Genomic DNA, 25,844 nt, shown 5'->3' on the forward strand with positions numbered 1-25,844 from the left:
CTCTCCCCCTCTCCCCCTCTCCCCATTTCCTCCTTGAGCGCATATTGGGATACATTTAATTTGTGCGATCGTTAAGGATGCTATTAAATGGAGACCAAAATGAGTGAAGGTGTAATCAACATTAATGATGCAGATTTTGATCGAGAAGTACTGCAAGCCGAACAACCAGTATTAGTATACTTTTGGGCTTCGTGGTGTGGACCTTGTAAATTGATGTCCCCAGCGGTTGATGCTGCTGCTGCAAAATATAGCGACAAGCTCAAAGTTGTCAAAATGGAAGTTGACCCCAATCCAGTTTCGGTTAAACAATATCAAGTGGAAGGTGTGCCTGCTTTGCGATTAGTTCAAGGAGATCAGGTATTAGCCTCTAGCGAGGGAGTTGTTAATAAAGAAAAATTGATGAGCTTATTAGATAATCATTTAAGTGGATAGTGGTTCGTGGATAGTGGATAGTGGTTGGTGGAATAGTGGATAGTGGTTGGTGGAATAGTAGATAGTAGTTGGTGGTTCGTGGCTCTAATAACAACTAACAACTAACAATCAACAACCAACAACTAACAACTAACAACTAACAACATTAAAAATGCAATTTGCGAAGCGTTTAGAACCCCTGCAATCGAATGTATTTGCAGTTATGGACATTGCCAAGGCTAAAGCTTTGGCTAATAATCGTCAGTTAATTGATTTGTCTTTGGGATCTTCCGATTTACCAGTAGAAAGTCATGTCATCGAGGCGATCGCCAAGTCTTTGGATGACAAAAGTACTCATGGTTACTTGTTGTTTCATGGAACCCAAGACTTTAGAAGAGCCGCAGCAGAGTGGTATTCGACGCGATTCGGTATCTCGGTAGATCCGGAAACTGAAGTGTTACCCCTAATTGGTTCCCAAGAAGGGACGGCACATTTACCTTTAGCTGTGTTAAATCCGGGAGATTTTGCTTTATTACTTGACCCCGGTTATCCTTCCCACGCTGGGGGAGTTTACTTAGCTTCTGGTCAAATTTATCCGATGACTCTACGGGAAGAAAATAATTTTTTACCCGTATTTGAGGAAATCCCTGCGCCGGTATTGGCACAGTCGCGGATGATGGTATTAAGTTATCCTCACAATCCTACTGCTGCGATCGCAACTCTATCTTTTTTTGAACAAGCTGTATCTTTTTGTCAGCAGCATAATATTGTCCTGGTTCACGATTTTCCCTATGTCGATTTGGTTTTTGCAGAAAACGAAGCGCCAGCAAGCACCAATCTTAAGTCTTTTGTTCCTTCAATTTTGCAAGCTGACTTAGAAAAAAGCATATCAATAGAGTTTTTTACTTTGTCTAAATCCTATAATATGGGCGGTTTTCGTATCGGCTTTGCCATTGGAAACCGCGAGTTGATTGGGGCTTTACGTCGAGTAAAAGCAGTAGTTGACTTTAACCAATACCGGGGAATTTTGAATGGTGCGATCGCTGCTTTAAACGGTCCACAATCGGGGGTTCAAGCCGCTGTAGACAGTTTTCAAAAACGTCGCGATGTTTTTGTTAACGGTTTGCACCGCATCAACTGGGAGGTACCCACACCAAAAGCAACAATGTATGTTTGGGCAAAGTTACCGGAACCTTGGAGTCAAGATTCGATGAACTTTTGCCGTTCGTTAGTTGAAAATACGGGTGTTGCAGTTTCTCCCGGTGTCGGTTTTGGTAAATCCGGAGAAGGTTATGTGCGCTTTGCATTGGTACATGAACCACCTGTATTAGAACTGGCTGTAGAAAAAATTTCTCAATTTTTACAGTTAGTTCATTAAATCTTTATTTGAAATTGATACAAACTTAACTCATTTGTGTCAGTAGTTATAGTAATACCACGTTAAACTGAGCGTGGTATTACTTATTTTGTGCATCATTTTTTTGATATTTTGGGGCAATATACTTATTGTTAGAGAATTAATTGCACTTGAAAGAAATGGGTATCAATTAGTTGTTTTTTAGGTTACAAGGAACTAATTCCATGACAAAAAGTATAAAAAAAGTTTTTAATTACGTATTCCTTGGTACGATAATTAATGTAAGCGCTACAGTTCCAGCACAAGCAAGTTCATTTGAAAATTTTGCGCCTGATGATGATTTAAGAAAAACTCCACAAAATAAATTATCATCTGGTAGTAAAAATATCTTGTCAGAGACAGGATTGTCTAATAAACCAGATTATTGTATATCTTTCCCCGAATTGGATTTGTGTAATCAATTCACGAGGGATAAGAATAAAAATTCATTAAATAATTTATTGTTTCTAAAAGCTCAAAGCACCATACAATCAATTGAAGCTGCTGAAAACATCATATATAATACTGAATTTACTTCATCGCAAAACCAACAGCAATCAAATTTAGAGACTTATACTACTACTTATACTAGTGTTTGGCAGTCTAGAGTTCCGCATAAAAAGAAAGTTCCGGAACCTTCCGCACTACTAGGATTAATAGCATTCTACTTATTTGCTGCAAAGCATCGATCCGCAAAAAATAGCTCAGATTAAGTACTGTTATTACCCCAGAATAAAAATTTTGAATGTGACACTGAGTCTAACCTCTAACTAACTAAAGCCTTCCCCGGAGTATGACAAAAGTTTTAATTTCAGTTTAAATTTTACCTGTTGAGAATATAACTCAATCGTATTTTGTGAAATACAACCACAAGTAATGTGTCTCAATGTCAACTTACTTATCCTTAAAAAAATGTAAAATTTATCATAAAAACTTAAGGTAAGGTTAAAGATTAGTTTAACATTACCTTAACTTTTTATTTTAAGCTAATATGAATAAGCAGAAATAATCATGAAGCTAAATTTTGTTGATAGATAAGCATTGACTAATTAGCTTTTTTTTGTATATATATCTTTAAAATCAGTCTGATTGGAAATGATATATTGTATTTTTTCATGAACAATTCACTTGTAACCTAATAATGATAGGTGAAAATGACAGTGCAGCTAATAAGTGCAAAGCAGCAATTAAAGTTACATCAAATCAAAAAAATTTTATTAGTTGAAGATAATCATGCTAATCGGATGCTGTTGGGTGATTGTCTAAATTTTTGTGGATACGAAGTCAAAAGCTTATCTAATGGTTCTAGGTTTTTCTCTACAGTGGAGACTTTTCAGCCAGATTTAATTGTATTGGACTTAAAGTTACCTGATATTGATGGTTACTTGCTGCTAGAAAAAATGCAGCAAAACTCACAAACTGCTAAAATCCCTGTAATTATAGTTTCAGGGTTAGCTTTTAAATCAGATTGCAAAAAAGCGATAAGTTTAGGCGCTCGTCGCTATTTCATTAAACCTATAATTCTCAACGAACTTACTCAAGCTATTGAAAAAGAATTATCCTGTCACCAGATATAGTATTTGCTTGACAAATTGTACTTGAAAATGCATAAAAAATCATCTTTATTCGGACTTTTGTTTAATTAGATATTCTTCTACACTTTCACTCAAGTTTTTGACGGAAGAGCCAATTATGGAAATTTTACGTTGAGCTTGTGCTAATAATAAAATTGCTGATTGTAGTTCGTTGAGTGTTTGATTCATAGCTTCACGATACTGAGACTCAAAGTCTTGGGAATTCATGTTTTTCTCCTACTATATTTCTTTCAAATAACTGCAACTAAAAGGCAAATAAGAAAAAATTTTCTTTATCGACCTAAAGTAATTAATCTCAAAGGATACATGAGTTGATCATTAGTGCGTAAGCTATATTTATACCAATCATACTCATTCGATCGCAGTCTATGAATCCGTTAATATTCCTAATACTTAAAGGTTTGGAAAAAATCAGGGATTTTGCTTATCTAATTTGAGGGAGTATAACGAATTGATTATGAACAGCGGCTGAAGTATTGAGATTTAACGAAGAAAAGGGTCAAAATAGATGTATTCTTGGTTGAAATAACTTGAAACAAAATATATATCTATGTATATCTCCCAGATAATCGTAAGTTTAAAATATTCTAATTTAATTGTTAAAGATTTTCTAGCTCATTGATAAACAATTGAACAAGTAGTAGTTACAATTTACATAGTGGTTGTGAAAATAACTACAAAGCTAACGCAGCCGAAAGAGTGGAAACTAAAAAAAAATCAAATCTGTGCCAAACAACTAGGGATTTTACTTAAAATAGTAAATATGGTCGATTAGTAAAATTTTCCTTTGTTGATTTGTGACAAAAACTGCTGAAACTTTACCACTGCTTAAAAATCCAGAACGTCTGGAAAATCGTCTTCAAGAAATTCCCCCAGAAGCGGGAGTTTATTTGATGCGGGATGCAACTGACCGTATCATATATATAGGTAAATCGCGAAAATTGCGATCGCGAGTTCGTTCTTATTTCCGGGAGTCGCAAAAATTAACCGAGCGTATCGCTACCATGGTAAGACAGGTGACAGATATTGAGTTCATTGTCACTGATACTGAGACGGAAGCGTTAGCGTTAGAAGCAAACTTGATTAAGCAGCATCAGCCATATTTTAACGTGCTGCTCAAGGATGATAAAAAGTATCCTTACGTTTGTATAACTTGGTCTGAGGAATATCCGAGAATTTTTATTACCCGCAAACGCAGAATTGGTAAAGAAAAGGACAAGTATTATGGTCCTTATACTGATTCTCGCTTGTTGCGCTCCATATTGCATTTGTGTAAGCGGATATTTCCTTTACGACAGCGGCCGCAACCGCTATTTAAAGACAGACCTTGTTTAAACTACGATTTGGGAAGGTGTCCTGGTGTCTGTCAGCAATTGGTTACACCAGAGGAATACCGCAAAATCGTGCAAAAAGTAGCAATGGTTTTTCAAGGTCGGACTTCTGAATTAATTGATACACTGACACAGCAGATGCATCAAGCTGCTGAAGAACTGAACTTTGAAACTGCGGCTCGCACACGCGACCAAATAGCCGGGTTAAAGTCGTTAAATGCCGACCAAAAAGTATCTTTACCTGATGATACTGTTTCCAGAGATGCCATAGCTTTAGCGGCAGACGAAAAACACGCTTGCATTCAATTATTTCAGATTCGGGCAGGGCAATTAGTAGGGAGATTAGCGTTTATAGCCGACGCTCAAGCTGAAGCCGGAGCTATCTTACAACGAGTATTAGAAGAACATTATCAAACTGCTGATTCAGTAGAAATCCCCATAGAAATTTTAGTCCAGCACGATTTACCAGATGCGGAAATTTTAGCGGATGTGTTGACTCAGCGGAAAGGGAAAAAAGTCTCTATCATAACTCCCCAACGTCAGATTAAAGCAGAATTAATTGAAATGGTCGAGCGAAACGCTAGTTATGAATTGCAAAGAGTGCAAAAACTTGGCGATCGCGATCAATTAGCACTACAAGATTTAGCTAGTATTCTCGATTTACCCGATTTACCGCACCGCATCGAAGGTTACGATATTTCCCACATTCAAGGTTCCAATGCGGTAGCTTCCCAAGTAGTATTTATTGATGGTTTACCCGCAAATCAGCACTATCGTCGTTATAAAATTAGAAATCCCAACGTTACAATCGGTCATTCGGATGACTTTGCTTCCTTAGCTGAAGTTATCGGAAGACGCTTTCGTAAATATGTAGAAGATCCACAATTGCCGCGAGCGGGTAATCCTGATTTTCCCGATTTAGTAATGATAGACGGTGGAAAAGGACAACTATCTTCTGTGGTAACAGTTTTACAAGAAATGAATTTATTGGAAGATGTGCGAGTTGTCAGTCTTGCAAAACGACAAGAAGAAATATTCTTACCCGGAGAATCCATACCCTTAGAAACAGAAGCCGAACAGCCGGGAGTCCAATTACTGCGACGTTTACGCGATGAAGCACACCGTTTTGCTGTTAGTTTCCATCGTCAACAACGTACCGCCAAACTAAGGCGATCGCGCTTGGATGAAATTCCTGGTTTGGGACACAATCGTCAACAACAACTATTAGCCCATTTTCGTTCCATAGATTATATCCGGTTAGCTACACCCGCTCAAATCGCCGAAGTTTCCGGAATTGGTTCGCGTTTAGCACAGGAAATTTATGATTACTTTCATCCCAATAATTAAAGGTTAAAGGTTAAAGGTTAAAGGTTAAAGGTGGTTAATTAGTAATTAACTTTTTCCTCATTTCTGATCGCGGATTAAAAAGGATTGCACGGATTACACAGATTTTAATTACCTATTACCAATTAACCATTAACCATTACCAATTACCAATTATCAATTACCAATTTTATTTTATTGAAGGTAATACTTGTTTTTCAACTAATACACGTCTGTCCATACTAATTTCAGCAACATATTCCCTACCATCAAATTCATAAAATAGTAACAAAGTTGTGGAATTCTTTTGATGCGAACCTAAAAGCTGATCAATTTGATCAATTACTTCTGTATAATCGCTTCCTGAAACATCAGAAACGGCGATAGTTTTCTTATCTCGTTCATCTAAACGTCCATCATTATTACTATCAGCTTTAACGACTTCATACCACATCCCCGTGATAATTTTATCTTCACGTCTTTGCAATACTACTTCTTGAGCATTTAAAAACAAAAACTGATTGCCAGGAACTAATCGCTGTGCTGATTTATCGTTAATATTGAAAAATAAATAATTATAGATTTGTAAAGCATTTTTATCGTAATAGCTTTGACGAGAATTTTCTTGAGAATTAACAGGTGCCATTAAATAAGGTGTACCTTCAAGTTCTCGAAAATTTCCCAAAGTCATTTTTATGTTATTATCCTTTTCCGTTTCCTTACTTACTAAATTACTTGCTGTACCTCCGCTTAAAAAATAACGCCCCATGTGATAGCCTCCGTAGCCGAAGACTATAAGTACAATTAAACCAACACCCAAAAATAGCCAACGATTCGCGGATTTCATCTTTAATTTTGATGGAAATATGAAATTGAATTTATTTTACAAATAAATATATTATTTCATTAATTGTTACACACATACGTTAAGTAAAATAACTGGATACATCTATTTTCGATTTGGGATTCTGGTTCAAAATGACATGGTTTGGACTAAGGAAATTTTCCACCATAATTATCATAAGATTCTTAAAAAAGGTCAATTTAAACGAAATAAAGCGTAAACCCTAACTAATCAGAACTTACGCTACATATTCTATATTTGACCAACTGTTGCTAATTTTAATTAAGTAAGTCGGCAGAAATAAACCGAATCATGTAACAGAATGTTAATTAGCCTTAAACTCTTACCCCTACTGCCGACTGCCTACTGCCTGCCCTAATTATAATTTTCAACGCCAACCTACTTACTGTTGGGTGTTGGAAGAACCGTTAACAGGTTCAAAACCATTACTTCCAAAAGTAAAATCAACATCAGCACTCATAGGATCATCATTGCTTTGTGACGAAAAAGGAACAACACCAGTGGGAATCAGTTTTACATCGTCAAGCAATATTGCAGAATCGACAATAGAATCAGTTAAATCTACAATTCCAAAACCTAAATCGTATGTTCCTGCTTGAGAAATTGCAACTTTAATAGTTTTACTGTCGGTTGCTTCTGAAAATCCTTGTACAGATTTATCAGAAAAAGTCGGATCGAATGTATCACCTAGTTCCAGAGCAAAATTGCCCAAAGTAAAGAAAGCTGAATCGTTGAAAGTTGCAGAGGGTGTAGCTTCATTGGTAAGAAGACTGTAATCAAACTCTAGAATATCACCAGCTTGTGCGGTAAATGTTTGTTTGATTCCGGAACCTTCTGTCGCATTTCCATCAAGCAGAGCATCGAGAGAAGCGGATGGTAAATTCAGAAATTGCGATAAATCAGACTCTTCAACTGAACCACCCGCATCGCTAAAACCATTAGTAATCAAAGCTTGGAATTCTCCATCTGTCGGCTCGATTCCTATTTCTTGTGTTTCAATGCTGGTATCACCAATGGTTCTCCAATTTTGGAAAGTCCCTCCTTCAAAGGAATTACCCTCAAAACTACCGTTGTTAATAAAACTGTCTATGATTAAAGATTGTTCCTGTGAAGATTCTGTTTGTCTTGTTTGAGATATGTCTTCTTCAGGGGCTGTACTGGTTAAATCAGTTATGGTAATAGCTTCATCGTCGTTAGCTGTATTTGAGTTGGAACCAGACGTAGTATCTCTTACATTTGTACCATTTTCACCACTCATACCATTACTAGAAACCGATAGAGTCTTAAGGTCACCTGTACCATCATCAACAGATACAGAAGCCAGAGAATATCTAGTCTCAGTTCCATCTGGATTAATACTTACAGCAGATTTAGAACTTGAATTTTTTGTCTCTATGGGAGTGTTATTGTTAGCCATTTTTAAATTTACTCTTGAATTCTATCTGGGATTTTGACGTAACCATTCACATGGTAAATCATAAGCCATGATGATTCTCTGAATATAAAAAAAATCAATATTAGATATTTATGATTTTTCGTTGTTTTAATCATTAAAGGATTATTTTATTGTCTTCAATTTGATAATATAGGGGCATTTCAAAAATAAAAATATTTGAAAAAATAATTTATTTTTATAAACTAAGCGAATTGATATTTTTAAATTTGTTATAAGTTAAATTAGTCAACCTTTGAGTACTTGCATTTTTTAGACAAATGTTTTAGTACCTTTGTTTAATTTAAATAGGTAAGATAATTTTGTAAATTGAATAAATCACAGATAGAATCAATTTTTACTCAAGATATTACCTGAAAAAAGTATTCATTTCCCCAACATTAATGAGAAAATATAAAAGCATCTCGGAATTTTGACTGGAGGTATGGAATTATTATGAGTAAACCGACTGTTTTTATAGATGGTGCAGAAGGTACTACAGGCTTGCAAATTCATTCGCGTTTAAACCACCGCCATGACATGGAAATTGTCAGCATACCTCCAGAAAAACGTAAAGATGCTCAAGCGCGATCGCAATTAATCAACTCAGCCGATGTAGCCATTCTTTGTTTACCCGACGATGCAGCCCGCGAAGCCGTCAGTTTTGTCACTAATCCCAACGTTAAAATACTGGATGCAAGCTCTGCTCATCGCGTTACAGATGGTTGGGTATACGGTTTTCCCGAATTAGAACAGAACCGCAGAGAACAAATCAAACACGCAACACGAGTCAGTAATCCCGGTTGCTATCCCACGGGGTTTTTAGCCTGTGTGCGTCCTTTAATTGCATCTGGTATTATTCCCAATGATTTTCCCGTGACTATCAACGCAATTTCCGGGTATTCGGGAGGAGGAAAAAAACTGATTGAGGAATATCAAAGCATTTCTCAACAGCAAGCAGATAATTATGCTTACGGAATCTATGGTTTAAGTTTCGGACACAAACACGTTAAAGAAATCCACAAGCATTCGGGGTTAAAATTTCCACCTTTGTTTGTTCCTGCTGTGGGAAACTTTGAAAAAGGAATGTTGGTGCAAATTCCTCTACCTTTACAAGCTTTGAAAAATCAACCCAGTGGTGAATTGATTCATAATACCCTTAAAGAATATTATCAAAACGAAAAATATGTTCTTGTTGCTCCTTTGAATGATGATTCATTACGTAAAGGGAAATTTTTTGACGCTCAAGCAGCCAATGATACCAACTTAGTGCAAGTATTTGTGTTTGCGAATGACGAAACAAAAGAAGCTTTATTAGTAGCAAGATTGGATAACTTAGGAAAAGGTGCTTCGGGTGCAGCGGTACAGAATTTGAATATTATGCTGGGTTTGGATGAGGATTTGGGGCTTTGTTGAATATTTTTACAATTCTTCTCTGTTTGGTATAATTTCCTGTGCGCCATGTATCACAGCAAGTACGTCTATTTGTTCGGGTTTGATGTAATAAATAATTCGGTATGAACCTTCGATAACCTCTCGAATTTGCTCGGTTTCAAACTCAATTACAATTCGATCAGATAGAGGAAAATTCCTTCGCAATTTGTTGGGAACGTTTGGTTATGCGATCGATAATCCTGTCTGCATACTGAGGTGAGTTTTGAGCAATATAGGTATAAATTGCTGATAGATTCTCTACTGCTGTTTCTGTCCAGAAAACTTTCACTCTGGTAATCCAAATTTTGCCCTAACATCTTGTACCGAAATTACTTTACCAGCGTTACTATCGGCAAGTCCAGCTTCAACTGCTTGTCGAACATAAATCTCGTACATCAAGTCATCCCACGTAGAGTCATCGGGCAATTTATCGATCAGCTTTCGAGCTTCTTCTTTTATATTAAGCTTTTCCATAGAAATTCCAGATAACTTACTTTTTATATTCTAAATAAAAATACTTTTTTTATCTGTATTAAATATTATTTATTCAGCTTGCAGATTTAAAATAATCGAAGAGGCAATAAGCCTTATGTGTCACGGACACCCTTTGCTAAGAGTTATGCGCCAAGCGTTCGCAGAAAAAAGGACGAAATAACTCGCATCTCAAATTTGCCATTCTACCATACAGACGCACCAACCCCATATTGCACAACTGTCCGGCTTGCACAGCCTCGCAATCTACAGGACTTGATTGGTTGACAATTTCTGTGAATAATGGCAATAAATCGGGATATCGTAGCAGGTTCCACCATTGTGATTCTAGATGCTCTGCATAAATGGCAGCAGCAATTGAAGAATTTTCTAACAGTTGTTCCAGGGTTATAGTTTGCTGCTGAAGATAATAAAAAGCCAACTGCAAGCGATAGGGATGTCCTCCCAGAAGGGTAATTAATTGCTCGATTTGTTCTGCTGTCATATCCTCTCCCCATCGATTGGCTAATTCCTGCACTTGAGATGGGATAAACTCAGGTAAATCAATTGCCAACCCTGTATTCAAGAGGGATTTATCGATCGAAGCGGGCATTTGGATTTCGGTAGAATGAACCGTCACCAGTCGGAGGTTTTGCCAAAGATTGCTTTCTCCTACCCTTGCTTTCGCTCGCTCAGACCAAGTTCGCAAAAGTCGCAGAAATTCACTAGCAATGTCTGGGTAAGCAAAAAGCCGGTTGAATTCATCAATCGCAATCACCACAGGACAATTCTTCCTTGGAGAGTTTGCGCGATCAAAGTTAGCTAAGATAACATCCTCGAAGTAGTCAGTAGTGTTCGATTTGCTACCCAAGCTGTTGTTGTCAAAAGATGCGATGCCTACGGTGGGCTGCGCCAACGCATCTGGTAAGTCTAGCTGCTTGCTGACTCTGGCGCAAAACCATTTTAGGAAGTGTTCTAGGTTCTGTAAAATCTCACCGTCGGCAAGTTGTAAATTCAGGGAAACGGTTTTATGTCCCAGAGTTTTAGCGTAAGCCAGGATGCGGGTCATTAGGGAGGTTTTGCCCATTTGCTTGGGAGCGCGGATGTTGAGCATAGCACCGGGTTGCTGGATGGCTTCGTAACAAAGGGATTCGACGATAGGACGGTCAATGTAAAAGATTGAATCCAGGGGTATTTGCCCTCCCGGTAAGGTTGAAGCACGAAATTGCTGATTGTCTTGCGCTTGTTCCATTCTGTAGGTTTGAGGGGAATTGGTGCGAGAATTGCAAACTGATTCGATGGGACAGATGGTTTCATTCATGGACATTAAGCCAATCTCGGCAAAATTGTCTTTATCAGTCTTCAGGTAGAGATAATCGTCCTTTAACAACCTTAGATTAAAGGCATTGAAGCAGCATTCCAAGGTTCGCTTATCGACTCCTACTGAAGCATTAAAGACTTTGCTGAGGGTATTGGCAGTTAAATTTGTTTTCTCACTCAGGTCTTCGAGAGTATATCGCTTAAAGTCTTGCTGAATTTCTACCTCCGCTTTTGCCTGATTGAGTTTTTTGAAGCCTTGAGCAGTTAGAATCGCACCCCGTCGCCGTAGTTGATTTTTTGATTGTAATTGCATTTTTAACTACGAATAAAAGTATCAAAATGTGTTTAGTAATCCACCTACTAATATATGTAGATGAATACTGTTATGACTTATGCACTTTGCAAATTTACGCAGTATAGTTACGTAATTGATGAATTCAATTCTGAAAAGTTTATTTTCAACAAGCTTATTATCGACAATTTCAATAAAAGTCTATATTGTAAATACTTCTAAATACATAAATATATAAGCTTTGCATTGAAGTTTTCTATGGTAAAGGTAAACAAAATTATATTTATTAACTTAGGGTTTTTTCCAAAGTTAAGAACGGCGTTAATTAATAATTGCGAGGTTATTAAATTTTCGGTAACTGAAACCAATATGGGAATGGATTTGGGGATTTACTGGGGCTAAATCCTTAACTTTTTTCTTAAAGTTGTAAACTTTGGTGGCTTGGTTTTGATTGAAGCTGCAAACTAAGAGCAATAGTTAAATAGTTACAAAGAACGAAAGAAATAGTTATCAAATTAGTCAAAGGTGGGTGTAATTAGTTCATAGCATGGCAACTATAACGACTGACTTTACCGATATTTCAGCATTGCCCGGACTCAAATCACTTTGGGATGAATCACTGGGCGCTCCTGGCGTATGTGTTGCCGTACTTGACGGACCAGTTGACCAGTCTCACCCCTGCTTCGATGGAGCTAATCTTACTCGGCTTCAAACCTTGGTTTCTGGTGTCGCCGATCGCGGTTCTGCCTCCCAGCATGGAACTATCCATCCAGCTAGTGCTAGCTCTAGCAATTCTTAAATTAGGCGAAGGTATTGATAATAAGTATTTCTTCAGACGTATCAAATTACTGATTAGAGATGTGTTGATACTTGCGATTTTATTCAATAGACATCTCTAAAATAGTAACATTTTATGGTAAATCTAATAATTTTGTGAACTACTTAAATAAGCGTCAGGGCTGTTCTAAATGAATCTTTTACCTCTTGAGCAACTATGTACAAAAACTTCCGGTAGTCCCCAAATTTGTATTGCTGTACTCGACGGACTGATTGATTTTAAGCATTCCTGCTTTCTGGGAGCAGATTTGACCCAGCTACCGACGTTAGTTAGTGGGGAGGCAAATCCGAATGGCGGGATGTCTTTACATGGCACTCATGTTGCCAGCATAATCTTTGGTCAGTTGGGTACCCCTGTTAGGGGAATTGCTCCTCAATGCAAAGGATTGAGTATTCCGGTGTTTGCAGACGAAGGACGACAGTTGTCTCAACTGGATTTAGCCCGTGCGATTGAGCAAGCTGTCAATGCGGGAGCGCATATTATCAACATTAGCGGTGGGCAACTCACCGATGAAGGCGAAGCAGAAGGGTGGTTACGACGCTCTGTTCAGCTTTGCCAGGAAAAGAATGTGCTGATTATTGCAGCAGCAGGCAATGATGGCTGTGCTTGTTTACACGTTCCGGCAGCCCTTCCTGCGGTGTTAGCGGTTGGAGCAATGGATGACCAGGGTAAACCCATTGAATTCAGTAATTGGGGCGAGATTTACCAGAATCAAGGCATTCTAGCACCGGGTGAAAACATCTTAGGAGCAAAGCCAGGAGGTGGAACAACTCGGTTGAGCGGCACAAGTTTTGCCGCACCAATCACCACGGGAGTCGCAGCGCTGTTATTAAGTTTACAAATTCAGCGCGGTGAAACCCCCAATCCGCAAAAAGTTAGGGACGCAATCTTAAAGAGTGCTTTGCCCTGTACACCTGCCGATACATCCGACACAAGTCGTTGTTTACTTGGCAAGCTTAATATACCTGGTTCACTTAAATATATTTTTGGAGGAACTGTGTCTGACACTAACACTATAGAAGCCGTTACTGCCTCTGGTTGCGGCTGTACTAAAATCAAACCAATTACCGAACCAACTGAGGTGGAAGCATCCGATCTATCTCGTGTTAATGGATTAACTGCAAGCCCAACTACAAGCCCAACTGCAAATTCAATCGCTGCCTCAATTCCCCAATCTATAACCCCATCAATACCTCCTATGACTCCATCTGTATCGAATTTCGTCACTGCTAGCCAAGCTCCTAGTGAACTTACTGACAGTCAATTTGTATATGCTTTAGGAACCCTTGGCTATGACTTTGGCACGGAATCAAGGCGAGATTCTTTCAAACAATTGATGCCTGCTAATAATATTGGTGATATTACCGTACCAGCAAATCCCTACGATGCACGGCAAATGGTGGATTACTTGGCAGCAAGTCCTTCGGAATCCAGGTCGCTAATTTGGACGTTGAATATTGAATTGACTCCAATTTATGCGATTGAACCCCAAGGAGCATTTGCGCGAGACACCTACGCAGTTTTGCAAGAGCTATTAGCAGGGCAAATTCAAGCCGAAACCAGCGAGGAATTTGTGGAGCGGGTGAGTATCCCTGGTGTTTTGACCGGAAAAACTGTGAAGTTGTTTTCTGGGCAAGTTGTGCCGTTGATTGCACCCCAAAACCCACGGGGGATGTATGGCTGGAAGATTAATACTTTAGTATCTGCTGCCATAGAAACAGTACAAACTACCGTGGGAGATGCCCAAGAAGAGGCAATTCGGCGCACATTGGCTAGTTTCCTCAACCGGATTTATTACGACTTACGGAATCTTGGCACCACTTCTCAAGACAGAGCGCTCAACTTTGCCGCAACGAATGCGTTTCAGGCTGCCTCTACCTTTGCCGAAGCGGTGGCAACAGGCATGGAACTCGACAGCATTGATATCGAGAAAAGCCCCTTCTGTCGCTTAGATAGCGATTGTTGGGATGTGAAACTGAAGTTTTTTGACCCAGAAAACAGCCGTCGTGCCAAGAGGATATTCCGCTTCACCATTGATGTGAGTGACCTGATTCCAGTGACCCTGGGTGACGTGAGAACTTGGTCTTCGGCGTATTAGATTGAAGCACTGAGCAAACAGTCTTATTTTACACACAAGAAGCGGTCATAGTCACTGACTGAGCCACGACTCGACAACAGGACACTAACAAACAACAAAAATGGAGAAAAACTCTCATGGATAAGCAAAACTTAATGCCCCAAGCGGCACAACCCGTCAACCGCATTACCACTGGACAATTGCCTGCACAGTTAGCTGAATTATCGGAAGAAGCTCTGCAACTGAATGCTAGAGGCAGCAGTGCATCAGTTCTATCATCTCGTGAGTGTGTATTTGAAGAATGTATTATTACTGGTGGTCGTCCTATGTGGTGTTCTTATGACGGAGACGACGCAGAATAGGTTCCCACTCCATTCGGTTCTCAAATCTCTCTCAAAATTCCCTTTCCGCTCGCCCTGGAGCCTGGGAAAGCTCGGATAAATTGATTCGCGTGGCCTTCACCTGGGGAGTTTCCGTTACCTGGCATCTGTTGGGTTGAGGGGAAGATGAATGAAGTATAAGGGGAAGTTGCGCTGCGCCTACCGTAGGTAATCGCCTTTCTCGATATATAAGTAGTAGTGCAAAAATATTTATACATTGCGAAAATGCTAAAGCCTTGTGATTGCTTCGTTCCTCGCAATGACAATATATATTTAATTTTGCGTAATTACTTAGTTTGATTTTACACCAAAAAGCGGTCAGACCCACCGACTGAGCCACGGCTCGACAACGGGACACTAACAAACAACAAAAATGGAGAAAAACTCTCATGGATAAGCAAAACTTAATGCCCCAAGCGGCACAACCAGTCAACCGCACTATTACTGGACAATTGCCTGCACAGTTGGCTGAGTTGTCGGAAGAAGCTCTGAAACTGGATGGCGACAATTGTGCATCAGTACTATCGTCTATGTATGAGTGGAACTGTTGGATTAACTGTTCTTATGACGGAGACGACGCAGAATAGGTTCCCACTCCATTCGGTTCTCAAATTTCTCTCAAAGTTCCTTTTCTTCCCGTCCTGAAGCCTGGTTTGGTCGGATGAATCGATTCGTGATCGCCCTCACCTGAAGGATTTCGTTACCTGGTACCTGTTGGGTTGAGGGGAAGATGAGGGATTAGGGGAAGTAGGGGAGGTGGTTACGAGGGGAGGTTTTCCGCTTTTCTTGCCCCTTTAATATCTAAACCAGCTAGAAGTTTATTTCCCCAATTAGACTTTCTAGCTGGCTTACCTACACAACGTTTTGGATCATCTCAGCCATAACACATCCCAATTCACTAAAAGGAACTAAGCTATGAAACTTCCTAAACAATCTTCTCCCGTCAAACGTCCCGATTTAATTCAGCCCCACGAGGCTGTTGATGTGGTTCACGGCAGCGTGGAAGATTTGGTTAATATTCGGATTAAATTACTGCATGGTGCAAACTATAACGACCCCGCAGGGTTTCAATACCGCAGCTACAATCAACTTAAAGCTTCCGGTGGCTGTGGTTGATTTCACGCCGTCGCTGGAGCGTTTTTGTAATTTAAAAGGCAGGAAAGCAAGGAGCAGGGAGAATGAAAAAGGAAGCAATTAAAAGTAAGGTGCTGGTTTTCGATACCAATTCTCAGGGAATTGCTGTAGGTAGCTCCGCATTGCGACCACAAGGACGGTTCACCATCGAAGCATGGGTATGTCCCGCCACAGATGCGGAAAAGCAGGTGATTTTTGCCGATGGGGAGACGCAGTTTTATCTAGAAGCTGGCGAATTGAAGTTTCAGCTTACCCCAGAGGCAGAGGCCATTTCCTCAGTTGCTGCGGGTTTGGTGGCTGGTAATTGGTATCATGTTGCAGTGGCACGGGGGGGGAGTCGTCCCGGTGATACGAAGCTCTATATTAACGGCGTAGAAAACGACAATAAAACGGCAATTACTCCAGTTATTTCCTTTGGCAATACCTATTTAGGTAGATATCCAGAAGTGCCAGACTCCGGTTTTCATGGCAAACTGCTGGAAGTGCGGGTATGGCGGTTCGCGCGATCGCCAGCCGAAATTCAGGCAAATATGACCTACTTTCTCACTGGACGGGAACTGGGGTTAGTGCGCTGCTGGACATTAAATGAAGGTTTTGGTACCGCCATCGGCGATAAAACGACCAATCGGGCGACGGGAACTGTTCTGGGGAATGCCACTTGGGAAGAATCCGAGATTCCCATCAAAACCAATCTCAATGCTCAGGAACGGTTAACGCGATCAACCGGATTAGAGGATTACGCCTACTGGTATAAGGAAATGGCAAAACAACAAAAAACCGAGGCAGATTCCATATTCTGGCGGGGGCGGATTTGGGTATAGCGTATCACATTTCTCGTTAAGGGACTTCCAGAAAACTTCTTTATATTTATGTTACAAATTTATCAAGTGTCATGAAAATTCCCCAAATTAAACCCCACTTCCGCGTGGAGATTGTTGAACCCAAAAATGTCTATTTGCTCAGCGAATCTGCCACTTACGCGCTGACAGGTAGCCTTTATTGCCAAATTCTTCCCCTTCTGGATGGGCAACATACACGAGCAGAAATAATTCAAAAACTTGATGGACAAGTTCCCCCCGAACACTTTGATTATGTCCTTGAACGCTTGGATGAAAAAGGCTACCTCACCGATGCTGCTCATAGTCTAACCCGCGAAGCCGCAGCATTTTGGAGTCTGCTGAATGTTGATCCGCTACTAGTGAGCAATGGCTTACCCCAGACAAAAGTCTTCGTCACAACTATTGGTGCTGTTGACGCGCAAAATTTGATTGCAGCGTTGCAAGCAGTGGGAATTCCTGTACAGCAAGGACAGCCACAGGAGTCAACAGAGGAGTCAACATTGGGGATTCATTCCCTGTGGGTAGTTCTCACCGATGACTATCTTCAGCCAGAACTGAGTCGTATCAATAAAATAGCACTGCGAACTCAGCAACCTTGGCTACTGGTTAAGCCAAACGGTGGGATACTGTGGTTTGGTTCCATCTTTACTCCCAAAGAAACAGGTTGCTGGGAATGTTTAGCTCATCGGTTACAGGGCAATCGAGAGGTAGAGACTTCCATTTTACGACAGCAAGGGAAGACGGGGAATGGATGTTTACCGACTGCTATAGCTGGGTTGGCTTCGACGGAGCAAACAGCTATAACACTTACAACTACCGAAGTTGCGAAATGGTTGGTGCAACAGCTTGTCCCAGAGGCGAAAATTCAGACTTTAGCAGGGAAAATCATAACTTTAGACCAAACGAATTTTACCCTGAAAACCCATTCCCTAACTCAACGTCCCCAGTGTCCTGCTTGTGGAAATCCCGATTTAGTGAGTCAACAAGTCAAAAGTGCAATCGCTCTCACTAGCCGCAAAAAGCTGTTTACTCAGGATGGCGGACATCGTGCTTTTACACCAGATCAAATCTTAAAACGTTACGAACATCTAATAAGCCCAATTACTGGAGTCGTCAGTAGCCTAACGCGATTGTCCGATCCAGAGAATCCCTTTGTACATACCTACAGCGCAGTTCACACTTTTGGTTCTTCTGACAGTTTGGGTCAATTGCGGAAATCCCTTGGTCACAAAAGCGGTGGCAAAGGTAAAACTGACCGTCAATCTCAAGCAAGTGGATTTTGTGAAGCGGTTGAACGCTATTCTTGTATTTACCAGGGTGACGAACCCCGAATCAAGTCTAAGTTGGCTGATTTAGACGGTGCCATTCATCCAGCACAGTGTTTGCTGTTCAGCAAAACTCAGTATCAAAATCGGGAGGAATTAAACAAAAAGTTGTTGGTTGAACACGATTGGATTCCCAAACCTTTTGACGAAACCCAGATAATTGACTGGACACCTGTTTGGTCGCTCACTGAGCAAACCCACAAATATCTCCCCACTACCTTCTGTTATTACAATTACAAGCTCAATAAAGAACATTGCTTCTGTTGGGCTGATTCCAACGGTAATGCGGCTGGTGGAACCCTGGAGGATGCTATTTTACAAGGATTTTTGGAACTTGCAGAGCGCGATAGTGTGGCAATTTGGTGGTACAATCGTCTACAGCGTCCTGGTGTGGATTTAGCCAGTTTCAACGAACCTTATTTACTGGATTTGCAAGCCTGGTATGGCACTCAACAGCGAGAATTGTGGGTCTTGGATTTAACCACGGATTTGAATATTCCCGCATTTGCCGCCATTTCTCGTTATACGGGTGGAGAACAGGAATACATTATCGCTGGTTATGGCGCCCATTTCGATGCCAAAATTGCCATCTTACGAGCGGTGACGGAGGTAAATCAAATTGGTTGTCATTTACCAGAGAAGTATCCCTCAACCAATGCAGACTCGGCATTGAATTACTGGTATACTCACGCATCCATCGCCAACCAACCATATTTAGCACCTTCTCAAGCTCCTGCCAAACAAGCCACTGATTATAACCAACAGTGGAACGACGATATCCATCAAGATGTCTTGAACTGTGTGGATATTGTAGGAAAAGTTGGGCTGGAAATGCTGGTACTTAACCAGACTCGTCCTGATATTGGCTTACCTGTGGTCAAAGTTATTGTACCAGGTTTACGTCACTTCTGGTCGCGTTTTGGGGCTGGAAGGTTGTATGATGTGCCTGTAAAACTCGGCTGGCTCCCTGCACCTATAGCTGAAAATCAAATGAATCCTATGCCAATGGTGTTTTAATATGTCCGATACCTTCACCCTCTCCTTCCGCCCCGAAATTGTCTTTACCGATGAAACTGATCGCTTGACGCTGCAATTCGCGACCCACAGCCTCACTCTAGATCGCCCTCAACCAGGATTGAGATCGGCATTGGAACATCTAAAACATTCTGCCCTAACCACAGCCCAACTAACTGCTTTGGTTGTAGAAGCTGATGGTGTGGAAGACAGTTCAAACTTTGAAGCTGAGTTACAAAAGCTGATTAACCTGGGCTGGATTTGTCATTCTGTTTTACCCTTAGCAACCGCCGTTGCCATCACTACTGATTATCAATTGATTTCTCCGGTTTTTGATTGGGATAAGAATTTTAACCTATCTCGCTTTGCCTTTCTGCGTCAAGAAAATCAACAATTTGTCTTAGAATCTCCCTTATCTAAAGCCAAAATTATTCTTCTAGATTGGCGTGCTGCCGCTTTAATTGGGAAACTGGCTCAGTCTGATTCGTCATTGACGTTAGAGAATTTAGCAGATTCGCTAATTAATGTAGAAATAGTGCAATCGCTGATTAAGTTGCTGATTGCTACTAAGATGATTTCCTTAGAACCTGAAAGTGAAGCATTAGCGGAATGGCAATTTCACAATCTTCTGTTTCATCGTCAAACCCGTTTAAAGCGATTAGACGATGCACGAAAATCACAAATACCGAGCTTCGAGGATAGCGAGCGCGCGCACTTTGTCAAGTCTCCCATGAGCGATGAAGTCATTTTCTTAGAGAAACCTCACCTAGAAGCGTTAGCCAAAACAGATATTTCCCTCACCCAAGCGATAGAATCCAGACAATCAATTCGTGAGTATGACAACCAACCTATCACCCTCAAGCAGTTGGGAGAATTCCTATATCGCTGTGCCAGGGTGAAAGAGGTTTACACCCGTGAGGAGGATATTATGAACATTGGAGAACTTACAAAACGTCCTTACCCTGCTGGTGGTGCTTTATACGAGTTGGAAATTTATCCTGTGATTAATCAGTGTCAGGGATTGGATTCAGGATTATACCACTATCAGCCATTGTCTCACGCCTTGTATGCAATCGCCGATGGAAATTCAACAGTTGAAGCCTTAATTTTCGATGCCTGGAAATCAACGGGACAGCAAAATGTTCCCCAAGTGCTTCTGATTGTGACGGCTCGGTTTGGGCGATTGTTCTGGAAGTACTATGCCATCGGTTATGGGTTGATTTTAAAACATATTGGTGTTTTGTTTCAAACATTTTACCTGGTTGCTACTGCCATGCAATTAGCTCCCAGTGCAATTGGTGCAGGAAACTCGGAACAGTTCGTCAAAATCGCCAATCTCAACGAGTACGAAGAGTCTTCTGTGGGAGAGTTTATTCTCGGTTCATTGAAGCAATAAATTAAAATCTTTGCTTGCCCAACTCGATCCCACTTTATCCTATTTATTACTTCTATGCCTGACTTTAATACCATTCCCGGTTTTGCTGCTCTGCAAGCTCTGACTCTTGGTGATTCTCGGATCAAAATTGCTGTTTTAGATGGATCAGCCGATTTAGAGCGCGCTTGCTTTCGGGGTGCAAACTTGAGTAAAGCTAAAGCTTTTTGGCAAACAGATTTAGAGCCAATCGATCCGATTTATATTCAAAGGGAACTTCAAATTAGGAAGTTGGGAGACAAAAAAAAGGCTTTAAAGAAAGCATTGAAGCAGATCGAAAAGCAGAATACGGATACAGCCCCAGTGCTATCTGTTGCTGAAATAATGCCGCCGCATTCTATCACTACCATCTTCAATGGTGTATTAGAAAACACAGAGGCACCATTGCTAGAACATTATCATCAGTTAAAAAACTTCAAGCAACAGCAAACAAAACTCAAACCAGAAATCCCCGCAAACACCGACTATAAAGCAGAAATTAAAGCCTTAGAGGAAGAAATTGAGGCATTGAGAGACTCAATTCCCAAACTTGTTCGAGAACGTCTCAATTGTATCTTTCATGCAACAGGCATCTTTGGTACAATATTTGGGCAACCAGGTTCCCCAGTGGAAGGAGTTGCTCCCTACTGCACCGCTATTAACATTCCCCTATTTGAAACCTCAACGGGTGATGAGGCACTCTCACCGTTGAACTTAGCTCATGCCTTTAACCTGGCATTGGAACTGGGAGTAAACATCATCCACTGTGCAGCCTGTCATCCCACTCAAACTGGGTTTGCCCACGAAATGATTCAGAAAGCGGTGAAGCAGTGCCAAGATAATAATATTCTAATTGTAGCTCCATCAGGCAACAATAAGGGCGAATGCTTTTGCGCTCCGGCGATTTTGCCAAATGTCCTGGCAGTGGGTATGATGAAAGACAATGGTCAACCCGCCAACTACAGTAATTGGGGTGGACAATATCAGCAACAGGGTATTCTTGCACCGGGTGAAAACATAGTAGCAGCACAACCCGGTACCGATGAACCAGCACGCCAAGAAGGAACCAGTTTGGCTGCCCCCTTAATGACAGGCATTTCTGCTTTACTAATGAGTCTACAACTACAACGGGGCGAAAAACCTAATGCCGAAACTGTTCGTCAAGCTATTTTAAATAGTGCTATTCCCTGCGACTCCAAGGAAGTTGAGGAACCAGAACGCTGTCTAGTCGGTAAATTAAATATTCCCGGAGCCTATCAATTATTAACTGGGCAGCTTTTACCCAACATTCAATCAAGTGCAGTTGTCCTTCCGCAAATGATTTTACCACCAAACAGCAACTCTTTCCCAGATAGTTCTGAATCTGCCGTAATAAGTGCCTCCCAATCTCTTAATGAGGTTGACAATTCTGCCGCTATGAAACTTGTTACCGCCTCAGCTACAATTATAGATATTTCCCCTGCTCCCCTTTCACCTTCTAACATCACCCCCAGTGCCGTCTCCAACACAGTCTACGCCCTCGGCACCCTTGGCTACGATTTCGGTTCTGAAGCCCGCCGCGATACCTTCAAGCAACAGATGCCTGGGGTCAACATTGATGGGGTATTAATTCCGGCTAATCCCTATGATGTCAGCCAAATGGTTAATCATCTGGAGTTGAGTCCCACTGAAGGTAAATCTCTTATTTGGACGCTGAATCAAGAACTTACCCCAATTTACGCCCTAGAACCCCAAAAGGCTTTTGCCAGCGAAATATATACGGTATTTCAGATGCTTTTGGCTGGACAAATTCAGCCAGAAGAAAGCGATGATTACATTGAGCGAGTCAGCATTCCTGGCAATCTAACCAATCGCAGCGTCGAACTTTTTTCCGGGCAAGTCGTTCCTATCCTTGCACTGCCTAATATTCGGGGGATGTATGGTTGGCAAGTCAACTCATTGGTCGAAGCAGCCGTTGCCACCGTTAGCCCTGAGACCCGCGAATCTGATAACGTGATGATGCGCCGTACCCTCAAAAGTTTCCTGCATCGCATCTACTATGACCTCCGCAACTTAGGACATTTAGACCGCGATCGCGCTCTCAATTTTGCTGCGACAAACGCCTTTCAAGCAGCCTCCACTTTTGCTGAAGCCATTAATAGCGGCATGGGATTAGACAGCATTGAGATTGAAAAAAGCCCCTTTTGTCGCTTGAACGGTAATTGTTGGGACGTGATGCTGAAGTTTTTCGACTCAGAAAACGGCCGACGCGCCAAAAAGGTGTATAGATTCACCATTGACGTTGCCAATATTATGCCAGTCACTCTGGGGCAAGTGCGTTCGTGGTCAGTACCACGTTAGCTTTCTCACCTAGCGTTTTTGCGACACGACTCTTCGTCACATTCCTATAATATTCACCTATAAATTAATCAGGTAAATAAATGTCCAATAATTGTGGTGAATTTCTGTTATTAAATCTCCTAAAGATTACGAAGTCTATCGCATTAGTCCTGATGATTCTAATCGGTTAGCCTGAGTTAAGAATTATGCAAAAAGCACACCACGCTGGTACTGTTTTAAATTCCCAATAATGCGTGCTGAGTGCTATTGAGCGTAATGCGGTTATTTCAGTTTTTTGGGGATTAACTTCTGATAAATAGCTCATAAATAACCGAACTCATACATTGCTATTTATACAGCAAAAAATCAAGTTTTGATACCATCATCCCATAGTTTATATTTGGCATTTTCTGGGTTAATTCCCTCTTTTGTACCAGTTTATGTTAAGTAATCTGGTAGTGAAAAGATTGTTTTAAATAAAACTAGCCAAGACCAGGGAATTTACTATTATTTGCTTCTATAATTAATATTGACTCTAGACTAATTTGTTGTGGGTACAAATTTTACGAAAGCGGAAATTTCAACTATTTTCGGTGTTCCCAGGCTTTACAGGTGGTGGAAAAAGTTTCTCAGAAGGTTATTAGCTTTGGTTTTTTCCCAAAGTTAATAATGACGTTAACTAATAGTTGCTCGGCACTTAAATTTTCGGTAACTGAAACCAATATAGGGACTGTGTTGGAAAATTGCTGCTGCTAAATCTTTAACTTTTTTCTTAAATTTGTAAACTTTGGTAGCTTGCTTCTGATTGAAGGTGCAAACTAAGAGCAATACTATCGAAAATTAAGGAGAAAATTTGATATGGATCTTGTACAACAAGTTATTGCACTTACCAATCAAGAACGTGCTAATCATGGCTTAGGAGCCTTAGAATGGAATGAGCAACTGTTCAAAGCGGCACAAGGACATTCTCAAAACATGGCACACGGCGATTTCTTTGAGCATGGCGATCCCGTTAAACGTGCCAGAGAGGAAGGATATCCATCTTCCTTTGTTGGAGAGAATATTGCGGCAGGCAGACCTACACCAGAAGCTGTAATGCAACAGTGGCTGAATAGCCCAGGACACCGCAACAATATTCTTAGTCCAGATTATACAGAAATTGGTGTCGGTCATTGCTATCTAGAGAACGACCCAGGTCGATTGCAATACAAACATTATTGGACGCAAGTCTTTGGAAAACGCTAACCCAAACTAATGAGCCATCCTTAAAAACTTTATGATCGAGAATAGAACGTGCTTAGGTTTTACTCTCGATCATAAAGTGCGAGCGCAATCTCCTGTAGGTTGGAAAAATAAAGATTCTTTAAATCACAAAAATATATAAATTCAACGATTAAAATACGCTTCAAACAATTTATAAAATGTTGGGTTACAACGCAAATCTAGATTTTTCATATGGCTGCAAATATCTCTTGTGCGTTTCCACCCAGCCTACAAGACTGAAGGTTGATCAGCGTACTATTTTTTTTGTGCAAGTGCGATAATATTGATTTAGTCAGTTGTTGGATCGGGAGCAATCGTAATTACATAGTTCAACATCAACGATACATTGCTGCAAGAGGCACTTTCCCTGGATGACCAGATAACCGTTGATGCCCTGGTCGAAACCGCGCTGCGGGAATATATCCAACGTCGTAAGCGACTCAAAGTGTTAGACCTCTTTGGCTCCATTGATTATGACCCAGACTACGACTACAAACAGCAACGTCAGCAGGCATGAGCGTCATAGTTGATACTTCTGTTTGGTCACTGGCTTTGCGTCGGAGAACCCCACCCGATTCTTCCCCTGTAGTAACCCGATTACGAGATTTAATTATCAATGACCAAGTTGCTTTGCTGGGTGCGATTAGACAAGAAATCCTTTCTAGCATTCGCAGTTCGGAACAGTTTACCCGTCTACGAGATTACCTGCGAATATTTCCAGATATGGAACTCTTACCTGAAGACTACGAACTCGCCGCAGAGTATTTTAATACCTGCCGTAGCAATGGTATCCAAGGTTCAAATACTGATTTTCTGATTTGTGCAGTTGCCCATCATCGAAGCTACAGCATCCTCACAACCGATAACGATTTTCAGAGTTTCCAAGCACACATTCCTATGATTCTATTGAGTGTTGAAGGTTAGTGCGATCGCAATACAAGATTGGGTTGACATAAGGAAACCCAAGATTATCTATAATTAATCTCAACCCCATAACCTTTGAATACAATAAGCATCAAATTTGACATCCCGGCTAATTAAGATAAAAGAGTGATTCATAGCTTGAACAATTAACATTCAATCAAAGGGATCGCGATGATTTGATGGGAAAGTAAGTGTTGAGTATAATTCAACATCTTTATTGATAATAGGTAAGATTTGAATATTTATAGATTGCAATTCTTTAGATAAATCTTCAATAGGTCGATTTATTTGCAGCTTGCCTATGTTAATTTTAATAGCAGTTTCCCATAGACTCACTATACTAAAATACAAGCTTTCTTTGGCATCAATAATATCCTTGGCTTTAATCGTTAGATTAGTATCACCTAGTAAATACCAAAGAAAAGCATGAGTATCTAAAATATATTTCAT

General features: G+C 40.6%; 26 protein-coding genes. 18 read left to right on the forward strand and 8 right to left on the reverse strand.

Annotated features, from left to right (window positions below):
- Positions 1-99: 99 nt before the first annotated feature.
- The 4 genes from IQ247_RS11850 (at position 100) to IQ247_RS11865 (ending at position 3,384) form a co-directional block, all read left to right on the forward strand.
- Entirely contained in the window at positions 100-432 is a 333-nt protein-coding gene (locus tag IQ247_RS11850; protein ID WP_193920161.1) for a thioredoxin family protein, read from the forward strand.
- Between the two features lie 151 nt (positions 433-583).
- A complete protein-coding gene (locus IQ247_RS11855; RefSeq protein WP_193920163.1) occupies positions 584-1,789 on the forward strand; it encodes an LL-diaminopimelate aminotransferase in 1,206 nt (401 codons plus the stop codon).
- Between the two features lie 203 nt (positions 1,790-1,992).
- Positions 1,993-2,520 carry a restriction endonuclease, SacI family gene (locus IQ247_RS11860; protein WP_193920165.1) on the forward strand — a complete coding sequence of 176 codons (528 nt, stop codon included), beginning with the start codon at positions 1,993-1,995 and terminating at the stop codon, positions 2,518-2,520.
- A gap of 441 nt (positions 2,521-2,961) precedes the next feature.
- Positions 2,962-3,384, forward strand: a complete 423-nt coding sequence (locus IQ247_RS11865; protein WP_193920167.1) for a response regulator — start codon at positions 2,962-2,964, stop codon at positions 3,382-3,384.
- Between the two features lie 45 nt (positions 3,385-3,429).
- Here the strand turns inward: IQ247_RS11865 and IQ247_RS11870 are convergent, their stop codons facing one another.
- Positions 3,430-3,609, reverse strand: coding sequence for a hypothetical protein (locus IQ247_RS11870; RefSeq protein WP_193920169.1), 180 nt, complete (start codon positions 3,607-3,609; stop codon positions 3,430-3,432).
- A gap of 590 nt (positions 3,610-4,199) precedes the next feature.
- On the opposite strand from IQ247_RS11870, the gene uvrC reads away from it, so the two are divergent.
- Positions 4,200-6,080, forward strand: coding sequence for an excinuclease ABC subunit UvrC (uvrC, locus tag IQ247_RS11875; RefSeq protein ID WP_193920171.1), 1,881 nt, complete (start codon positions 4,200-4,202; stop codon positions 6,078-6,080).
- A gap of 166 nt (positions 6,081-6,246) precedes the next feature.
- Here the strand turns inward: uvrC and IQ247_RS11880 are convergent, their stop codons facing one another.
- Both IQ247_RS11880 and IQ247_RS11885 read right to left on the reverse strand, forming a co-directional pair.
- The gene (locus tag IQ247_RS11880) at positions 6,247-6,903 is read right to left on the reverse strand and encodes a hypothetical protein (RefSeq protein WP_193920173.1); all 657 of its coding nucleotides are present in this window, start codon (positions 6,901-6,903) and stop codon (positions 6,247-6,249) included.
- A 400-nt stretch (positions 6,904-7,303) separates the two neighbouring features.
- Positions 7,304-8,338: a hypothetical protein gene (locus IQ247_RS11885; RefSeq protein WP_193920175.1), complete on the reverse strand. Its 1,035-nt coding sequence runs from the start codon at positions 8,336-8,338 to the stop codon at positions 7,304-7,306.
- A gap of 471 nt (positions 8,339-8,809) precedes the next feature.
- Here IQ247_RS11885 and argC point away from each other — a divergent pair, with 471 nt between their 5' ends.
- Positions 8,810-9,769 (forward strand): N-acetyl-gamma-glutamyl-phosphate reductase, encoded by a 960-nt coding sequence (gene argC, locus IQ247_RS11890; protein ID WP_193920177.1) that lies wholly within the window; start codon positions 8,810-8,812, stop codon positions 9,767-9,769.
- Positions 9,770-9,775: 6 nt separating this feature from the next.
- On the opposite strand, the gene IQ247_RS33585 is transcribed toward argC, so the two are convergent.
- The 4 genes from IQ247_RS33585 to IQ247_RS11905 form a co-directional block, all read right to left on the reverse strand.
- Positions 9,776-9,952, reverse strand: a complete 177-nt coding sequence (locus IQ247_RS33585; protein WP_265579682.1) for a type II toxin-antitoxin system RelE/ParE family toxin — start codon at positions 9,950-9,952, stop codon at positions 9,776-9,778.
- On the reverse strand, positions 9,927-10,076 hold the full coding sequence (locus IQ247_RS33125) for a type II toxin-antitoxin system RelE/ParE family toxin (protein ID WP_322745492.1): 150 nt from the start codon (positions 10,074-10,076) through the stop codon (positions 9,927-9,929). The genes IQ247_RS33585 and IQ247_RS33125 overlap by 26 nt, the downstream gene beginning before the upstream one ends.
- Positions 10,073-10,261 (reverse strand): hypothetical protein, encoded by a 189-nt coding sequence (locus tag IQ247_RS11900; RefSeq protein ID WP_193920179.1) that lies wholly within the window; start codon positions 10,259-10,261, stop codon positions 10,073-10,075. Before IQ247_RS11900 ends, IQ247_RS33125 begins: the two co-directional genes overlap by 4 nt.
- Positions 10,262-10,397: 136 nt before the next feature.
- Positions 10,398-11,891, reverse strand: coding sequence for an AAA-like domain-containing protein (locus IQ247_RS11905; protein ID WP_193920181.1), 1,494 nt, complete (start codon positions 11,889-11,891; stop codon positions 10,398-10,400).
- Between the two features lie 526 nt (positions 11,892-12,417).
- Between IQ247_RS11905 and IQ247_RS11910 the strand changes: the two genes are divergently transcribed.
- The 12 genes from IQ247_RS11910 (at position 12,418) to vapC (ending at position 25,394) form a co-directional block, all read left to right on the forward strand.
- Complete coding sequence (locus IQ247_RS11910; protein ID WP_193920183.1) at positions 12,418-12,669, forward strand: S8/S53 family peptidase; 252 nt, start codon at positions 12,418-12,420, stop codon at positions 12,667-12,669.
- Positions 12,670-12,838: 169 nt separating this feature from the next.
- Positions 12,839-14,806, forward strand: coding sequence for a S8 family peptidase (locus IQ247_RS11915; RefSeq protein ID WP_193920191.1), 1,968 nt, complete (start codon positions 12,839-12,841; stop codon positions 14,804-14,806).
- Between the two features lie 116 nt (positions 14,807-14,922).
- On the forward strand, positions 14,923-15,147 hold the full coding sequence (locus tag IQ247_RS11920) for a DUF5837 family cyanobactin class RiPP (protein ID WP_193920192.1): 225 nt from the start codon (positions 14,923-14,925) through the stop codon (positions 15,145-15,147).
- Positions 15,148-15,554: 407 nt separating this feature from the next.
- Entirely contained in the window at positions 15,555-15,752 is a 198-nt protein-coding gene (locus IQ247_RS11925) for a DUF5837 family cyanobactin class RiPP (protein WP_193920193.1), read from the forward strand.
- Between the two features lie 328 nt (positions 15,753-16,080).
- Entirely contained in the window at positions 16,081-16,281 is a 201-nt protein-coding gene (locus IQ247_RS11930) for a cyanobactin biosynthesis system PatB/AcyB/McaB family protein (RefSeq protein WP_193920194.1), read from the forward strand.
- An 89-nt stretch (positions 16,282-16,370) separates the two neighbouring features.
- Positions 16,371-17,120: a LamG-like jellyroll fold domain-containing protein gene (locus tag IQ247_RS11935; RefSeq protein WP_322745493.1), complete on the forward strand. Its 750-nt coding sequence runs from the start codon at positions 16,371-16,373 to the stop codon at positions 17,118-17,120.
- A 71-nt stretch (positions 17,121-17,191) separates the two neighbouring features.
- Positions 17,192-19,480: a TOMM precursor leader peptide-binding protein gene (locus tag IQ247_RS11940; protein WP_193920196.1), complete on the forward strand. Its 2,289-nt coding sequence runs from the start codon at positions 17,192-17,194 to the stop codon at positions 19,478-19,480.
- 1 nt (position 19,481) lies between these two features.
- Entirely contained in the window at positions 19,482-20,873 is a 1,392-nt protein-coding gene (locus IQ247_RS11945) for a SagB family peptide dehydrogenase (protein ID WP_193920197.1), read from the forward strand.
- A gap of 54 nt (positions 20,874-20,927) precedes the next feature.
- Positions 20,928-23,228, forward strand: a complete 2,301-nt coding sequence (locus IQ247_RS11950; RefSeq protein ID WP_193920199.1) for a S8 family peptidase — start codon at positions 20,928-20,930, stop codon at positions 23,226-23,228.
- A gap of 837 nt (positions 23,229-24,065) precedes the next feature.
- Positions 24,066-24,452: a CAP domain-containing protein gene (locus IQ247_RS11955; protein WP_193920201.1), complete on the forward strand. Its 387-nt coding sequence runs from the start codon at positions 24,066-24,068 to the stop codon at positions 24,450-24,452.
- Positions 24,453-24,804: 352 nt separating this feature from the next.
- Positions 24,805-24,987, forward strand: a complete 183-nt coding sequence (locus IQ247_RS11960) for a type II toxin-antitoxin system VapB family antitoxin (RefSeq protein ID WP_193920245.1) — start codon at positions 24,805-24,807, stop codon at positions 24,985-24,987.
- Entirely contained in the window at positions 24,984-25,394 is a 411-nt protein-coding gene (vapC, locus tag IQ247_RS11965) for a type II toxin-antitoxin system VapC family toxin (protein ID WP_193920210.1), read from the forward strand. The genes IQ247_RS11960 and vapC overlap by 4 nt, the downstream gene beginning before the upstream one ends.
- 153 nt (positions 25,395-25,547) lie before the next feature.
- Here vapC and IQ247_RS11970 read toward each other — a convergent pair whose 3' ends face one another.
- On the reverse strand, positions 25,548-25,844 hold the full coding sequence (locus tag IQ247_RS11970) for a type II toxin-antitoxin system VapC family toxin (protein WP_228059677.1): 297 nt from the start codon (positions 25,842-25,844) through the stop codon (positions 25,548-25,550).

The sequence above is a fragment of the Plectonema cf. radiosum LEGE 06105 genome (assembly GCF_015207665.1).
Classification (GTDB): Bacteria; Cyanobacteriota; Cyanobacteriia; order Cyanobacteriales; family Nostocaceae; genus Rivularia; species Rivularia radiosa_A.

Bases quoted from the DNA above. Each gene is read 5' to 3' on its own strand.
- IQ247_RS11850 (WP_193920161.1), top strand. From the start codon at position 100: ATGAGTGAAGGTGTAATCAACATTAATGATGCAGATTTTGATCGAGAA.
- IQ247_RS11855 (WP_193920163.1), top strand. From the start codon at position 584: ATGCAATTTGCGAAGCGTTTAGAACCCCTGCAATCGAATGTATTTGCA.
- IQ247_RS11860 (WP_193920165.1), top strand. From the start codon at position 1,993: ATGACAAAAAGTATAAAAAAAGTTTTTAATTACGTATTCCTTGGTACG.
- IQ247_RS11865 (WP_193920167.1), top strand. From the start codon at position 2,962: ATGACAGTGCAGCTAATAAGTGCAAAGCAGCAATTAAAGTTACATCAA.
- IQ247_RS11870 (WP_193920169.1), bottom strand. From the start codon at position 3,609: ATGAATTCCCAAGACTTTGAGTCTCAGTATCGTGAAGCTATGAATCAA.
- IQ247_RS11880 (WP_193920173.1), bottom strand. From the start codon at position 6,903: ATGAAATCCGCGAATCGTTGGCTATTTTTGGGTGTTGGTTTAATTGTA.
- IQ247_RS11885 (WP_193920175.1), bottom strand. From the start codon at position 8,338: ATGGCTAACAATAACACTCCCATAGAGACAAAAAATTCAAGTTCTAAA.
- argC (WP_193920177.1), top strand. From the start codon at position 8,810: ATGAGTAAACCGACTGTTTTTATAGATGGTGCAGAAGGTACTACAGGC.
- IQ247_RS11900 (WP_193920179.1), bottom strand. From the start codon at position 10,261: ATGGAAAAGCTTAATATAAAAGAAGAAGCTCGAAAGCTGATCGATAAA.
- IQ247_RS11905 (WP_193920181.1), bottom strand. From the start codon at position 11,891: ATGCAATTACAATCAAAAAATCAACTACGGCGACGGGGTGCGATTCTA.
- IQ247_RS11910 (WP_193920183.1), top strand. From the start codon at position 12,418: ATGGCAACTATAACGACTGACTTTACCGATATTTCAGCATTGCCCGGA.
- IQ247_RS11915 (WP_193920191.1), top strand. From the start codon at position 12,839: ATGAATCTTTTACCTCTTGAGCAACTATGTACAAAAACTTCCGGTAGT.
- IQ247_RS11920 (WP_193920192.1), top strand. From the start codon at position 14,923: ATGGATAAGCAAAACTTAATGCCCCAAGCGGCACAACCCGTCAACCGC.
- IQ247_RS11925 (WP_193920193.1), top strand. From the start codon at position 15,555: ATGGATAAGCAAAACTTAATGCCCCAAGCGGCACAACCAGTCAACCGC.
- IQ247_RS11930 (WP_193920194.1), top strand. From the start codon at position 16,081: ATGAAACTTCCTAAACAATCTTCTCCCGTCAAACGTCCCGATTTAATT.
- IQ247_RS11940 (WP_193920196.1), top strand. From the start codon at position 17,192: ATGAAAATTCCCCAAATTAAACCCCACTTCCGCGTGGAGATTGTTGAA.
- IQ247_RS11945 (WP_193920197.1), top strand. From the start codon at position 19,482: ATGTCCGATACCTTCACCCTCTCCTTCCGCCCCGAAATTGTCTTTACC.
- IQ247_RS11950 (WP_193920199.1), top strand. From the start codon at position 20,928: ATGCCTGACTTTAATACCATTCCCGGTTTTGCTGCTCTGCAAGCTCTG.
- IQ247_RS11955 (WP_193920201.1), top strand. From the start codon at position 24,066: ATGGATCTTGTACAACAAGTTATTGCACTTACCAATCAAGAACGTGCT.
- vapC (WP_193920210.1), top strand. From the start codon at position 24,984: ATGAGCGTCATAGTTGATACTTCTGTTTGGTCACTGGCTTTGCGTCGG.
- IQ247_RS11970 (WP_228059677.1), bottom strand. From the start codon at position 25,844: ATGAAATATATTTTAGATACTCATGCTTTTCTTTGGTATTTACTAGGT.